This is a genomic window from Dermatophilus congolensis (genome assembly GCF_900187045.1).
In the GTDB taxonomy this organism is placed as follows: Bacteria; Actinomycetota; Actinomycetes; order Actinomycetales; family Dermatophilaceae; genus Dermatophilus; species Dermatophilus congolensis.
The window spans coordinates 466,274-480,163 of record NZ_LT906453.1; the positions used below are offsets into that span (position 1 = coordinate 466,274).

12 protein-coding genes and 1 tRNA gene are annotated in these 13,890 nt (G+C 58.4%); 7 read left to right on the forward strand and 6 right to left on the reverse strand.

The genetic code is table 11. The features are described from left to right. Positions 1-18 precede the first annotated feature (18 nt). The 6 genes from CKV89_RS01980 to CKV89_RS02005 form a co-directional block, all read right to left on the reverse strand. Complete coding sequence (locus CKV89_RS01980; protein WP_028327232.1) at positions 19-312, reverse strand: GNAT family N-acetyltransferase; 294 nt, start codon at positions 310-312, stop codon at positions 19-21. Positions 313-343: 31 nt separating this feature from the next. Further along, a complete protein-coding gene (locus CKV89_RS01985) occupies positions 344-1,258 on the reverse strand; it encodes an ABC transporter substrate-binding protein (RefSeq protein ID WP_028327231.1) in 915 nt (304 codons plus the stop codon). Positions 1,259-1,298: 40 nt separating this feature from the next. Next, on the reverse strand, positions 1,299-1,994 hold the full coding sequence (locus CKV89_RS01990) for an ABC transporter permease (RefSeq protein ID WP_034401171.1): 696 nt from the start codon (positions 1,992-1,994) through the stop codon (positions 1,299-1,301). Further along, complete coding sequence (locus CKV89_RS01995; RefSeq protein ID WP_028327230.1) at positions 1,991-2,632, reverse strand: ABC transporter permease; 642 nt, start codon at positions 2,630-2,632, stop codon at positions 1,991-1,993. The genes CKV89_RS01990 and CKV89_RS01995 overlap by 4 nt, the downstream gene beginning before the upstream one ends. Next, complete coding sequence (locus CKV89_RS02000; RefSeq protein WP_028327229.1) at positions 2,629-3,744, reverse strand: ABC transporter ATP-binding protein; 1,116 nt, start codon at positions 3,742-3,744, stop codon at positions 2,629-2,631. The genes CKV89_RS01995 and CKV89_RS02000 overlap by 4 nt, the downstream gene beginning before the upstream one ends. A 483-nt stretch (positions 3,745-4,227) precedes the next feature. Continuing rightward, positions 4,228-4,314 (reverse strand) — tRNA-Leu (locus CKV89_RS02005). Positions 4,315-4,585: 271 nt separating this feature from the next. On the opposite strand from CKV89_RS02005, the gene CKV89_RS12010 reads away from it, so the two are divergent. Genes CKV89_RS12010 through pknB form a run of 7 tightly spaced genes read left to right on the forward strand, consistent with a single transcriptional unit; the run spans position 4,586 to position 13,808 of the window. Continuing rightward, positions 4,586-5,632 carry an FhaA domain-containing protein gene (locus tag CKV89_RS12010; protein ID WP_028327228.1) on the forward strand — a complete coding sequence of 349 codons (1,047 nt, stop codon included), beginning with the start codon at positions 4,586-4,588 and terminating at the stop codon, positions 5,630-5,632. Further along, entirely contained in the window at positions 5,629-6,117 is a 489-nt protein-coding gene (locus tag CKV89_RS02015; protein ID WP_306747161.1) for an FHA domain-containing protein FhaB/FipA, read from the forward strand. The genes CKV89_RS12010 and CKV89_RS02015 overlap by 4 nt, the downstream gene beginning before the upstream one ends. A gap of 3 nt (positions 6,118-6,120) precedes the next feature. Beyond that, on the forward strand, positions 6,121-7,581 hold the full coding sequence (locus CKV89_RS02020) for a PP2C family protein-serine/threonine phosphatase (RefSeq protein WP_028327226.1): 1,461 nt from the start codon (positions 6,121-6,123) through the stop codon (positions 7,579-7,581). Further along, a complete protein-coding gene (locus tag CKV89_RS02025; RefSeq protein ID WP_028327225.1) occupies positions 7,578-8,960 on the forward strand; it encodes an FtsW/RodA/SpoVE family cell cycle protein in 1,383 nt (460 codons plus the stop codon). Before CKV89_RS02020 ends, CKV89_RS02025 begins: the two co-directional genes overlap by 4 nt. Continuing rightward, positions 8,957-10,411 (forward strand): peptidoglycan D,D-transpeptidase FtsI family protein, encoded by a 1,455-nt coding sequence (locus tag CKV89_RS02030; protein ID WP_028327224.1) that lies wholly within the window; start codon positions 8,957-8,959, stop codon positions 10,409-10,411. The genes CKV89_RS02025 and CKV89_RS02030 overlap by 4 nt, the downstream gene beginning before the upstream one ends. After that, positions 10,408-12,003, forward strand: a complete 1,596-nt coding sequence (locus CKV89_RS02035) for a protein kinase domain-containing protein (RefSeq protein WP_051277529.1) — start codon at positions 10,408-10,410, stop codon at positions 12,001-12,003. The genes CKV89_RS02030 and CKV89_RS02035 overlap by 4 nt, the downstream gene beginning before the upstream one ends. Next, a complete protein-coding gene (gene pknB / locus CKV89_RS02040; protein ID WP_028327223.1) occupies positions 12,000-13,808 on the forward strand; it encodes a Stk1 family PASTA domain-containing Ser/Thr kinase in 1,809 nt (602 codons plus the stop codon). The genes CKV89_RS02035 and pknB overlap by 4 nt, the downstream gene beginning before the upstream one ends. The last annotated feature ends 82 nt before the right edge of the window (positions 13,809-13,890 follow it).

Here is a 13,890-nt window from a genome sequence, read left to right on the forward strand (position 1 = left end):
CCCTCCCCTGTGGGAGTTCTACTGGTTGGCAAGGATGTCGTCGTAGCGTCCGCTGTTGCGTTGAATGTGCTTACGCATGAATGAGCATTCCGGTACAACCCGGTAGGTTTGGCCGATTTTGACGTCTTCCAGGGCTCCCTCGACGAGGGCGGTCCCTATGCCTTTGCCTTCGAATTCGGGCAAGACGATGACGTGGGTGAAGGTGATGATGTTGTTGTCGGTTATGTAGGTGGCGATGCCAGCCAAAGTGCCGCCGTGACGAGCTTCGTAGCGTGTTTCGCTGGGGTTATCGGTGACGCTGATCTCAGACATGAGGTGAGGACTCCCTTCAGAAACTGTCGGGTTAGAAACCGTGAGCGCTAAGCCACTCTTTGGCCACATCGCTAGCGTTGCGTTTGTCGATGACTACTTTGGCGACCTCTTTGGTGAGGTCTTCGGTGCTCAGAGCAGCGCTGACTTTGTTGAGTCCCTGGGTTGCTTTCTCGTTTTTTGCGATGTCGGCGCGTACGAGTGGGGTGATTTGTTGTGCTCCGAAGAGGTTTTTGGGGTCTTTGAGCACAACGAAGTTGTTGGCGATGATTTGGGGATCGGTGGTGAATAGGTTAGCTGCGTCTACTTGACCGTTTTTGAGGGCGGTGACGGTCAATGCTCCGGCGGAGTCCAGGGGTTTGAATTCTTTGAAGTTGAGGCCATATTGCTTGGTCAGTCCTTGTAGGCCGTCGGGTCGTTGAGACCATTCTGGAGGGCCGCCGAGGATCATGTCACCGGATAGGGGGGCAAGGTCTTCGATGGATGTGAGGTGATGAATATTGGCGGTTTCTTTAGTAACGACGACGGCGTCTTTATTTTCGGCTTGTGAAGGTTCCAGGGCCACCAAACCCTCTGGTAGGGATTTTTTGAGGGAGTCGATGGCTTCTTTGGGTGTAGAGATTTCTGCGTCTTTGTTGAGGTATTTAGCGAGGTTGCCGGTGTACTCGGGAATTACGCTGACGGAGCCATCTTTGAGTGCTCCCATGTAGACCTCGCGGCCACCGATGTTAAGTCGAGTGGTGACGTTAAGGCCAGCTTTGCTGAGGGCTCCTGCATAAATCTCTGCGAGGAGTTGGTTTTCGGGGAAGTTTGCTGATCCGACAACGATCTGGCCAGTTCCAGAGGTGTTGCTATGAGTGGAGTCGAGGGGGTCGTTGCTAGCTCCGCAGGCGCTGAGGGCGAAGACTGCAACAACAGATAGGGCACATATTCGGGTGCTGCGGTGCATGGCTACTCCTGAAGTGGTCGAGGCGAAGTGAGGATGGACTTTAGGTTTTTTGACGGTTTCGGGTGCGAATGCCTGGGGAGACGACAAGCCGTTCTACGGCAATGAGAGAAAGATCGACTGCAAGGGCCAAACCAGCTACGAGAATGGCCCCGCCGCTCATCATGGCGAAGTCACGGAAGGCTTGCCCGTCGATGAGGAATCGCCCGAGTCCGCCCACGCTGACGGTGGCTGCGATTGTGGCCGTGGCGATGACTTGCAGTGCGGCTGATCGTAGTCCGCTGAACAGGAGAGGAAGGGCGTTGGGCAGTTCGACGCGCCAAAGAATATGCATGGGGGTCATCCCCATGCCGCGTGCTGCATCGCGGGTGGCGGGGTCCAGCGAGCTGATGCCTGTGTAGGTTCCGGTGAGGATGGGTGGGATGGCGAGAAGGACGAGTACAGCGATGCTGGGGCCGAGAAAGGCCCAGTTGCTGTTCAGGTGTGGGCTGATGAGCAGGACGGTAACGAAGAGCAGTCCGAGGGTAGGGACTGATCTCATGCCGTTGGCGAGCTGCACGCCCCAGATGCGGCCTTTTCCGGTGTGGCCGATGTAGAGGCCGAAAGGTATCGCGATGAGAGAGGCGATCAGCAGGCTGATTGCGCAGTATTGAAGGTGTTCGATCAGGCGGTTGGGGATACCGGTGGTGCCTGTCCAGTTCATGGGGTCAGTGAGCCATGTCCAGATTTTGGTGATCATGTTGGGTCTTTTCTGGTCCAGGGGGTGGCCAGGGAGCTGAGGACAACGATGGTCAGGTCGAACAAAAGTGCCAGGAGTATGCAGGCGATGGTGCCGGCGATGATGGGGGCTGGGTAGGTGCGAGCGAATCCGTCGGTGAAGAGGGTGCCGAGTTGGTTGACTCCGATGATGGCGGCAACGGAGACGATGGAGACGTTGCTGATGGCAGCCACGCGTAAGCCAGCGCTGATGATGGGGGTGGCCAGGGGGAGTTCGATGGTGAGGAAGCGGCGCAGGGGCCCAATTCCCATGGCGGTGGCTGCTTGGGTGATGGTGTCGTCGATGGCGTTGAGGGCGTCGGCGATGGTGCGTACGAGGAGGGCCAGGGTGTAGAGGGTCATGGCCACGATGACGTTGATGGGGTCGAGAATTTTTGTGCCCAGGATGAGTGGCATGAGGATAAACATGGCCAGGGAGGGGATGGTGTAGAGCAGTGAGCTGGCGAGGATGATGGGTTGGTAGGCGTGACGGTATTGGTGGGCGATTCGTCCTAGGGGGATAGCTAGGAGGAGGCCTATGAGCAGTGGGGTTGCTGCTAGGAGGGCATGGTGGGTAGTGAGGTTGAGAACGTGGGTCCAGTTGTCGTAGAGCCAGTTCATGGGCGTTCCTGGCTGGTGGGGTGGTTTCTCGTGTTTTCGATGGCATCCAGTAGTTGGTTGGCGTGAATAGTGCCAGCGAATGTGCCATCGGGGTGGGTGAGTACGCCGCGTCCGCTGGGTGAGGATAGGGCAGCGTCGAGGGTTCGGCGTAGGGAGGAGTTGGTGGTGGCTAGGGTGCCGCCGCGGTGGAGGTGGTGGCTGGCCAGTGGTTGGGTGATGGTGGTTGTGTCGACCCAGCCGAGTGGTTTGTTGTTGTTATCGAGGGCGAGGATCCAGTGTTGGCCGGCTGCGGTGGTGGTGATGTGGGTGGGAGTGTCTCCGAGGCGGACGGTTGTTTCGTGGATGAGAGGCAGGTTTGGGGTGGCGGTGAAGGCTAGGCAGCGGTAGCCGCGGTCGGTTCCGATGAAGTCGGCGACGAAGTCGTCGGCGGGGTTGGTGAGTAGTTCGGTAGGTGTGCCGGTTTGGGCGAGGGATCCCCCGACGCGCAGGACTGCGATGTGGTCGCCAAGGCGGATTGCTTCGTCGATGTCGTGGGTGACGAGGACGATGGTGGTGCCGAGTTCGTGTTGGAGTCGGCGTAGGTCGTCTTGGAGTTGGGTGCGTACGACGGGGTCCACGGCGCTGAAGGGTTCATCCATGAGGATGAGTGGTGGGTCTGCGGCTAGGGCACGGGCGACGCCGACGCGTTGTTGTTGCCCGCCGGAGAGTTGGCGTGGGTAGCGGTGGGCGTGTTCGGGGTCGAGGCCGACGAGGTTGAGCAGTTCGCGGGCGCGGTCGCGGACTTTTTTCTTGGGGGTTCCTAGCAGGATGGGGACGGTGGCGATGTTGTCCAGGACGGTGCGGTGGGGGAATAGTCCGCCGGCTTGGATGACATAGCCGATGCCGCGGCGTAGCTGGTCGGGGTTCATTTCTGCGGTGTCGCGGCCGTTGATGGTGATGGTTCCGCTGGTGGGTTCGACCATGCGGTTGATCATTCGCAGGGTGGTGGTTTTGCCGCATCCGGAGGGGCCGACCAGGACGGTGACTTTTCCGGTGGGCGCTTCTAGTGAGAGCCCGTTGACGGCTGTTGTTCCGCGGGGATAGGTCTTGACGACGTTATCCAGGTGAATCATGCGGTCTTCCCATGCTTTCGGAAGAGAGCCGGTGTGCTCTCTGCTGTGCTGGGACCTTATCGGAGTAGTGGCTGAGGGCTCCGTTGGGCAGGTGCCGGTGGGCGTCGTGTCGTGGCGAGTTTTTGATGTGTATTGGGGGGTAACGGTGGGCAGTGTTTGGTTGGTGTTTTCGCAGGATGGGTTACTTGCAGGGTGTTACTCGTCGCGTAAGTGAGGGTTTGTGTACCCAAAAAAGGAAGAGATTTTTCATCTCTGCTGAGAAAGCGTTCAGCTTATTTTTGGTCTGCTGGGAGAGAACATTTCTGTCGGATTTTTAGGAGCAGCACAGCAAATTTCAGGCGCGTTTTTGTCTATGTCCCGATGGTTACCTGTTCTTTGAAAACACTGATCTTCTGAATGGGTATCGTGCCTTCGCTGTGACTTTTCTCAAATACAAAACCCCCGATCAGACTTGGTCTGATCGGGGGTTTTGTAGATGATCTGTGGTGCGCGAGGGGGGAGTTGAACCCCCACGCCCTTTCGGGCACACGGACCTGAACCGTGCGCGTCTGCCTATTCCGCCACTCGCGCGCTGCGGTTTATCCTGGCACGTCACAACAGATTCGACAAATTCAGAGTTCGCCTCATCCGAACAGCCCATCACTGACCCCACAAGACACCCACAAAACTGCAGGTCAACAACATCAACTCCTCATACACCAGATACAACAGGCATACTCACACCGATAACAACGCAATAAAGACATCACGTTCCCAAGTAGTCCACGCCATTCCGGATAATCTGGAAGGAACCGCCACCCCGGATCAACCACGTGATCCGGCACCAGCGAGAGGAGGCACGGTGGGACTCTTCGACCGCATAGAGGCCAAACTGGCCTCAACCATCAACGGAGCATTCGCACGCGCTTTTAAAGCTGAAGTGCAACCCGTCGAGATCGGCGCAGCCATGCGTAAGGCCATGGACGACAAAGCCGCCATCGTTTCCTCCGACCGGGCCATCGTCCCCAATAACTTCGTCGTAGAACTATCCATCAGCGACTACGACCGCCTCACTGCCTACGAAGACCTCCTCACCGAGGAACTCATCGCCAGCGCTGAAGAACACATCCACACCCAGCGTTACCACCCCGCGGGGCCCATTCGCGTATCTTTCATCGACCTTGATGACCTCGAAACTGGCGTCTTCCGTGTCCGCTCCACCAGCGGATATGACAGCCCTCCCCCAGCGGAACGTCGTCGCGGCCGCGGCCCCGGCGAAGTCATCGAAACTCATTACCCACACGATGCCCCCCGCAGCCGTGTCTCACCCAACCCAGTCTTTCCCCCCGATGCCGTCGCTGACCCAGACAGTCCATACGACATCGCGACTAACGCAGCACACGCGGCCAACAGCGCTGCCAAAGGCACCGCCGAAGTCAACCGCATGTACCAAAGACGCAACGACTCATACCTCACCCCCCACGAACGTGAAGCACAACGCCAAGATGATCTCTCTTACTGGGGGCCAGACGAGGACGACGCGCGCACCGCACGTAACCCCATCATCGAGGAAGACCCGGCACCATTTCCTCCCGACATCCTTCCCGACCCATCCAGCCGTCCTTGGATCGACGTTGATGGCGATGCTTACCCGCTCCTAGGCCCCATCACCATCATCGGCCGTGACACTAACGCCCAGATCTCTCTCGAAGACAGCAGCATCAGCCGCCGTCACTGCGAGATCCGCGTCACTCACGACGGCCCCCACCTCATCATCGGGCTACGCGACCTGGGGTCCACTAATGGCACCTTCCTCAACGGAGAGCGTGTCCCCAGTGCAAGACTGTCTGATGGCGACCGCATCACCATTGGTCGCATCAGTTTCGTCCTACACACGCGGAGGAGGTGAGTCCACTGGGTGAATTCACACTGACCGTCGTCCGCCTCGGCCTACTCATCGGCCTATGGCTCTTTATCTTCGCCATCGTTGGTGTACTACGCACCGACCTTTACGGCACTCGCATCGTCCACCGCACACGTAACGGCGACTCCATCATCCGCCCAGCCGCAAGCACCCCTAGCCGCGGCCGAGGCAGACGCCGAGCATTCACACACCTAGCCGTCATCGATGGACCACTGCGCGGCGTCACCGTGCCTCTCAAAGAATCAGGAGTACTCCTGGGCCGTAACCCCGAAGCCACCCTGGTCCTCGACGACGACTACGCCTCAGGCCGCCACGCTCGCATCTACTACGACGGATCCGACTGGTATGTGGAAGACCTCAACTCCACCAACGGCACCCTGGTCGACGGCGCCGCCATCGACCAACCCCAAAAAATTGGAGAGCACAACCAGCTCCGCATCGGCACCACCGTTCTCGAACTGAGGCGCTGACGCATGAGTATCGCGTGGAATTACGCGGCACGCACCGACGTCGGCCTCGTCCGCAGCCGCAACGAAGACTCCGGCTACGCAGGCCCCCACCTCATCGCCATCGCCGACGGCATGGGCGGTCATGCCGGCGGCAACGTCGCCAGCTCGCTAGTCATCTCCAGAATCGCCCGTCTCGATGGAGACAGCCACGGTTGCGATGACGCCCTCGAACTCCTGGCCCGTACCGTCGCAGAAGCCAACAACGACATCAACACCGCTGTTGAGGAACACCACGAACTCAACGGCATGGGAACCACCTTCACCGGCCTTATGCGCTGCGGCGCAGATAACCTTGTTCTCGTCCACATCGGTGACAGCCGCGCCTTCATGGTCCGCGACGAGCAATTCACCCAAATCACCATCGACCACTCCTTCGTACAATCACTCGTCGACGCAGGACGCATCAGCCCCGAAGACGCAGAGAATCACCCCCAACGTTCCCTCGTCACCCGTGTACTTACCGGTGCTCCCGAAGACGAACCCGACCTGTCAGTACGCCGTGCACGCCCGGGCGACCGGTACGTCATCTGCTCAGACGGCCTGTCCGACTACGTCAGCCGCAGCACTATCGAAGAAGTCATCACCGCCGGTATGCCACCGGTTGACACCCTCAAAAAGCTTATTGACCTCGCACTCAAAGCAGGGGCTCCTGACAACGTCACCGTCGTCATCGCCGACGTCACCGACGAAAAACCAGACTCACCCCACCACCCCATCGTCGTAGGCGCTGCCGCCGAACACGGCGAACGCCCCGACCCCACCACTGCCCTCTCCCCCGCCCAAAAAGCAGCTGCATTCCAGGCCCAAACTACGGGCAAACGTACCGAACCCGACACTGGCGAAGAGATTGATGACGGCTCCTCCGCTACTGACCGGAGGACCCGCCGCAGCGGTATTCTCATCACCCTGCTCACCCTCGCCACCGTCACCCTCGGACTTGTCGGCGCCTACGCCTGGACCCAACAGCAGCGATACCTCGGCATCGCTGGCGACATCGTCGGGGTATACCGCGGAATCCCCCAAAGCATCGGCGCGATTCCCCTATCCCACGTCGAACGCGACGTCAGCGACATCAAAATCGAGAACTTGCCCGACTACTACCGCAGCAGGCTCGCCGCAGCCATCCCCGCAGCTGACGACGCCGACATCGAGAACCAAATCCAAGTTCTGCGCGTGCAACAAGCACAGTGTCTGACCCGCATGGCTGCAGGAGCCCCCTGTGGAGTCGATGCAACCCCCGCACCTCCAACTTCACAGCCCAGCCCCACCAGCACCACCTCATCACCATCAGGCTCCGCTGCACCCACCGTGATCCCCGCATCACCACCCACAGCCGAACCTCCACTGCGTACTCCACGCACCGCACAACCAGTCCCCCACACCAGCCGACACACTAAACCGCCCGCAAAGGAGGTACGACCATGAGCACCATCTCTTCATTCCGGCCACGAACACGCCGCAACCTCGAACTTCTGCTCATTCTCGCCTCCGTAGGGCTGGTCCTTCTGGCCTACCTCAACGTCGGCCTGTCCACTGTCGGCAAAGTCCCCGTGGACCTCTTCACCCAAGGCGGTTGGCTCCTAGCTTTCAGCCTGGGCTTCCACGGTGTTCTTCGCTGGCGCGCCTCCTACGCTGACCCCCTCATCCTGCCCATCGTCACGCTCCTGAACGGGCTGGGAATCGTCATGATTCACCGCCTCGACGTTGCTCACCACCGTGACGCCGCCACCGCCGGCGCACCCCGCCAAATCATGTGGACCGGTGTCGCAATGGCCATCGCCATCGCGATCGTCCTCATCCTCAAAGATCACCGCGTTCTCCGCCGCTACACCTTCAGCATGATGGCTTTGGGCATCATCTTCCTGCTTCTGCCGCTGACGCCCTTCCTCGGGCAAAACATCAACGGTGCCCGCATCTGGATTCACATCGGACCTGCATCTTTTCAACCCGGCGAAATCGCCAAAATCGTTCTCACAATTTTCTTCGCCGCCTACCTAGTCCAAACCCGCGACGCGCTTTCCCTCACCGGACGAAAATTCCTCGGCATCACTTTTCCCCACGCTCGTGTTTTCGGCCCCATCCTCATGGCATGGATGGCCAGCCTCTTGGTGCTGGTCGGCCAACGCGACTTGGGCTCATCACTGCTGTTCTTCGGGCTGTTCGTAGCAATGCTCTACATCGCCACTGAACGAACCAGCTGGATTGTCATCGGGTTGACGATGTTCAGCGCCGGAGCAATCGTTGCTTACACCCTCTTCACGCACGTACAACAACGCGTTTTGTTCTGGCTTGACCCCTGGTCCAAGGAAGCCCTCAACCAATCTGACCAACTCGTACGCGGTCTCATGGGAATGGGCGCAGGAGGCCTGCTTGGCACTGGATTCGGTCGCGGTCGCCCAGATCTGACCTACTTCGCCGAATCCGACTTCATCATTCCCAGCTTCGCCGAAGAACTCGGCCTCATCGGTATCTTCGGCATTCTCACCCTCTACATCCTCCTCGTGGAGCGAGGGCTACGCACCGCCCTAGGAACCCGGGACGGATTCGGAAAACTTCTCTCTGCAGGACTCGCCTTCTCCATGACCATGCAAATTTTCGTCGTCGTCGGAGGCGTCACCCGTGTCATCCCCCTTACCGGCCTGACCTCACCCTTCTTATCGCAAGGAGGATCATCCCTCTTGGCGAACTGGGCCATCGTTGCCTTGCTGCTGCGTATCAGCGACCACGCACGCCGTCCCATCCCTGAACCTCGCCCAACACCCGAAACAAGCACCCCCACGACCACTACGGAGGTGCAAGCATGAACAACCCCATCCGTCGCGTCGCGATCCTCGCCGCAACAATGTTCGCGGCCTTACTGATCTCCACCACGATCATTCAGTTTTTCCAAGCACAAGAACTGCGAGACAAACCGAATAACACCCGCACTCTTCTGGCCTCTTATGCCACCGCGCGCGGATCAATCCTCGTTGGCGGCAATGAAATTGCCTCGTCCCGACCCGTGGATGACCAATACCGATACCAGCGCGTCTACCCCAAAGGTGACCTATACGCCCACGTCACTGGCTACTACTCACTCGTCTATGGAGCAGGCGCTGGCCTGGAGAAAGCAGCTCACGATCTCCTCAGCGGTCAAGCAAGCTCACTCATCTACCGACGCCTCGGCGATCTCATCACTGGCCAAAACCCCAGCGGAGCAACCCTGGAACTGACCATCAACCCAGCTGCACAGAAGGCAGCCGAAGCAGCACTCGGCGAACGTCGCGGCGCCGCAGTCGCGCTCGATCCTAAAACTGGCGCCGTCTTAGCCATGGTCAGCCACCCCACATTCGACCCCAACTCCTTGGCAGGTCACGATCGCAGCAAAGTGACCAGTGCCTGGGAACGGTTCTCCAAAGCTAAGAGCAACCCCACCATCAACCGAGCTATCGGCGGTAACCTCTATCCACCCGGATCCACTTTCAAACTCATCACAGCCGCCGCAGCTCTCGAATCACAAAAATACGGAACCCAAACCCAACTACCCGGACCTGAACGACTCCCCCTGCCAGGCAGCAGCACAAGCCTTCCCAACGCCGGAGGTGGCGCATGCGACAACGGCACAGTCACTCTCGCACGCGCTGTACAAATGTCCTGCAACACAGCTTTCGGTTACCTCGGACAGCAACTCGGCGGTGACGCTATCCGCAGCCAGGCAGCAAAATTCGGGTTCGGTGAACAACTCAAAATTCCCATGTCAGTTACCCCAAGCACCATCCCTAAGAACAGCGATACAGCACAGAACATCCAAATTGCTATCGGCCAATTCGATGTCCGCGCGACTCCCATGCAAATAGCTATGGTCACTGCAGGCATCGCTAACGGCGGCGAACTGATGAAGCCATACCTCATCAGCAAAACAATGGGCGCAGACCTTGATGTCATCGAGGAAACACGTCCACAAAAACTCAGCACAGCAGTCAGCAAAGAAACAGCTAAAAAACTCACCCAAATGATGGAAGGCGTCGTGGAAGGCGGAACTGGCACCAAAGCACAGATTTCCGGCGTCAAGGTCGCTGGAAAGTCTGGTACCGCCGAACACGGAGAAGGGCGCCCACCACACGCATGGTTCACGGCGTTCGCGCCGGCAAACGACCCACAGGTCGCCGTCGCCGTCGTGGTCGAAGACGGCGGAGTAGCAGGAAGCGAAGGGGGCGGCGGCAAGGTTTCGGCACCGATCGCCAAAAAAATCATGGAGGCAGTGATCAACCGATGAGGTACGAGACCGGTCTAGAATTCGGCAACCGCTACACACTCGGCGATCGCATCGCAGTAGGCGGCATGGGCGAAGTGTGGCGCGCCCGTGACAAAGTGCTCGAACGCGACGTCGCCATCAAACTTCTCAGCCCCACCCTTGCCGGCCAACCCGGGTTCGCTCAACGGTTCCGCGAGGAGGCTCGCAACTCCGCAGCCCTTGGTCACCCCAATATCGCCAATGTCTACGACTATGGCGAAGACTCTGGTGCTCACTGGCTTGTGATGGAGCTAGTGGAGGGAAATAACCTCGCGCACATCCTCAAAGATGAAGTACGCATCGACCCAGATCGCACCTCTTCAATCCTTGCTCAGGCTGCGCTTGGTCTGCAGGCAGCCCACGATGCAGGCGTGATTCACCGCGATGTCAAGACCGCGAACATCATCATCCGTAACGATGGCGTCGCCAAGATCACCGACTTCGGTATTTCTCGTGCTATCGATGCGGTTCCGATTACTCGCACCGGCGAAGTGATGGGAACTGCGCAGTACATCTCGCCTGAGCAGGCCACTGGTAAACCAGTAGGCCCTGCCAGCGATATCTACTCGCTGGGTGTGGTTGCCTACGAGATGGTCGCTGGGCACCGTCCTTTCGAAGAAACCAGCCCAGTCGCTACAGCAATGGCGCATGTCCAGGATCCTGTCCCGCCACTACCTGGATGGGTACCTGAGGACCTCTCGACAGTCATCATGTCGTGTCTGAACAAGGCACCTGAGGATCGTCCTGCTTCGGCCGGTGATCTGGCCCGCATGTTGACTGGCGGTCCCTCTGCAGCTGGATTGCTCGCAACACAACGCATCACGCAACCTGGCTCTGGACAGCGCATCACCACCCGACCCCAGACGCACCCTGTCCCTACCTATTACGAAGACGACGTCGAGGAAGCACCTCGCAACAAAACATGGCTATGGTTCCTCATCGCTATCGCGGTCATTGGGTTGCTTATCTTCGGAGGTATGGCTTCTGGCCTGCTCGGAGGTGGCTCGAAAACACCTGATTCACCCGAGACGATCTCTCCCACGTCCACAGCTCCAACCACATCAAGCCCGAGCTCCACAACGGCAGACAGTAGCGGCGAATCCAGCACTATTGATGCACGTGACTACATCGGTCTAACTGCTGATGAGGCGAGCGCGAAACTGCGTGAACGTGGGTTTGTCCCGAAGATCAACCACATCGATGCGCCACAATCTGCTGAAACTGTTGTCTCCATTGATCCCACCGGATCGGTGTCTAAGGGCTCTGAAGTCAAACTCAACGTTTCGCGCGGTAAGGGCAGTGGCAGCAGTAAGCCTGGCAGCACAGCTACCGTCACGGTGACGCAAGCTCCCAGCCACACTCGAACGCAGAACCCAGCTCCTAGTGACAAGCAACCCCCGTCGGACCAGGAGCCGGACTCTTCGGACAAAAACCCTGACAACAGTGGGAAGCAGGACCCTGCTCCTCCCGGTGGTGGAGCCAACGGTTTCCCGCACATGCACTCGGCACAGCAGGATCAATCGGCACAGCAGGATGCAACGCCTTTGGATGAAGGAATGGCCCAAGACAAGTGACCGACGAGACCCGCAAACTCGCCAATCGCTATGAGGTCCGTGGCCTCGTAGGCCGAGGCGGCATGGCCGATGTCCACGCCGGATTCGACACACGGCTTGGGCGCGAGGTCGCAATCAAAATTCTTCGCTCTGAACTTGCTCGCGACCCTGCGTTTCTTCACCGTTTCCGCCGTGAAGCACAAGCGGCTGCGAGCTTGAACCACCCGTCGATCGTGGCTGTGTTCGATTCAGGCGAAGATGAACACACTGATACGCACGGTCAAACTCTTGTTCAGCCGTTCATTGTCATGGAGTACGTTCACGGAATCACTTTGCGTGAACGTCTAGCTGAAGCAGGCTGCCTTTCGCTCAAAGAAGCCTGTGACACGCTGACTCAGGTACTCGCTGCACTCGGGTATAGCCATAGTCACGGCATCGTTCACCGCGATATCAAGCCTGGCAACGTGATGGTTACTCCCACTGGCGTTGCCAAGGTCATGGATTTTGGTATTGCTAGGGCCATTGCGGACTCTGCAGCAACAATGACGAACACTTCCGTGGTCATTGGCACTGCTCAGTACCTCTCGCCCGAGCAAGCCCAAGGCCGTGAAATCGATGCGCGTTCAGACATCTACTCGGCGGGTTGTTTGCTCTATGAACTCGTAACTGGGCGCACCCCGTTTATTGGTGAGTCGCCGGTGTCTATCGCCTATCAGCACGTAGGTGAGCCGCCTCAGTCTCCTTCTGTTTTCAATGAAGAGATCCCCGCAGCGCTGGATCATGTGATTCTTCACGCGTTGGAGAAGAGCCCCGCAGATCGTTATCAGAGTGCTGAAGAGTTCGATGATGACATCAAGGCTTTCCTCAAGGGTGAGTCCCCTCAGACTCATGGGTCAGATTCAGCGACAGCAGTATTCGGCGCGGCCAAAAATGGTGAAGCAACTGATGTTCATCATGTGGTACCGGCTAAACCACAGGAGCCTGCTCGCCGCAAGCGACGCTGGTTAATCCCTCTGGTAGCCACTTTCGTAGTTGTTTCTGCTTTCTTAGGGGTCCTTGCTTCTCAAGGTTTGTTGACGTTTGCGGAGAAAACTGTCGCTGTGCCCAATCTGGTGCAAAAGACAGACGCCCAGGCACAACAGGCTCTTTCTGAACTTGGGCTAGCTGCGGGGAAAGAGACGACAAGTAATCCCGCTAAGGCCGGGACTGTACTTTCTCAAAATCCGGCAGCAGGCAATCATGTTCAGGTTGGGAGCACCGTGTCGTATGTGGTGTCTTCAGGGCCAGCGACTTTACAGGTGCCGGACTTGCGTAATTTTGAGCAGGCTGCTGCACGTCAGACGCTGGAAGATCGTGGTCTTGCAATCCAGGCTGTCGAACCTATCGATAGCAAGGATGTTTCGGCGGGCAATGTTGTTTCTACTGACCCACCAGCAGGAACATCGGTGAAAGAGGGCACCAAGGTCACACTGAATGTCTCCACTGGCCGGGTAACGGTGCCGAATTTAGTTGGTTTGAGCAGGGAAGACGCGATTCGCAAGTTGAAGGAAGCTGGGCTTGGCCGAGTGTTCACTCCTGTGCGGGGTAACGGGAAGCCAGGAACAGTGTTGTCACAGAGTTACCAGAAGGGCGAGAAGGTCCCGGTTGGTACTGTGATCGAACTCAACATTGTTTCGGAGCCGCCGCCTGCTCCTACTGCTACTGCAACTGTCACGGTTCCGCCTTCTCCTTCTCCTTCTCCCCCGGCGAGTGGCCCGATCGGAGAGGGAGATGACCCTGGTGAAGAGCCGGATCCTAACCACTCGATAAATTCGGGTAAGCCTTGATAACGGCGGCTTTAGTTGCTTCCAGGGTTTGACAGTCGTGGAGCGGCGTTGTGGTCGTGCACCTCTAGCTACGTCTGGGGTG

Bases quoted from the DNA above. Each gene is read 5' to 3' on its own strand.
- CKV89_RS01980 (WP_028327232.1), bottom strand. From the start codon at position 312: ATGTCTGAGATCAGCGTCACCGATAACCCCAGCGAAACACGCTACGAA.
- CKV89_RS01985 (WP_028327231.1), bottom strand. From the start codon at position 1,258: ATGCACCGCAGCACCCGAATATGTGCCCTATCTGTTGTTGCAGTCTTC.
- CKV89_RS01990 (WP_034401171.1), bottom strand. From the start codon at position 1,994: ATGATCACCAAAATCTGGACATGGCTCACTGACCCCATGAACTGGACA.
- CKV89_RS01995 (WP_028327230.1), bottom strand. From the start codon at position 2,632: ATGAACTGGCTCTACGACAACTGGACCCACGTTCTCAACCTCACTACC.
- CKV89_RS02000 (WP_028327229.1), bottom strand. From the start codon at position 3,744: ATGATTCACCTGGATAACGTCGTCAAGACCTATCCCCGCGGAACAACA.
- CKV89_RS02020 (WP_028327226.1), top strand. From the start codon at position 6,121: ATGAGTATCGCGTGGAATTACGCGGCACGCACCGACGTCGGCCTCGTC.
- CKV89_RS02025 (WP_028327225.1), top strand. From the start codon at position 7,578: ATGAGCACCATCTCTTCATTCCGGCCACGAACACGCCGCAACCTCGAA.
- CKV89_RS02030 (WP_028327224.1), top strand. From the start codon at position 8,957: ATGAACAACCCCATCCGTCGCGTCGCGATCCTCGCCGCAACAATGTTC.
- CKV89_RS02035 (WP_051277529.1), top strand. From the start codon at position 10,408: ATGAGGTACGAGACCGGTCTAGAATTCGGCAACCGCTACACACTCGGC.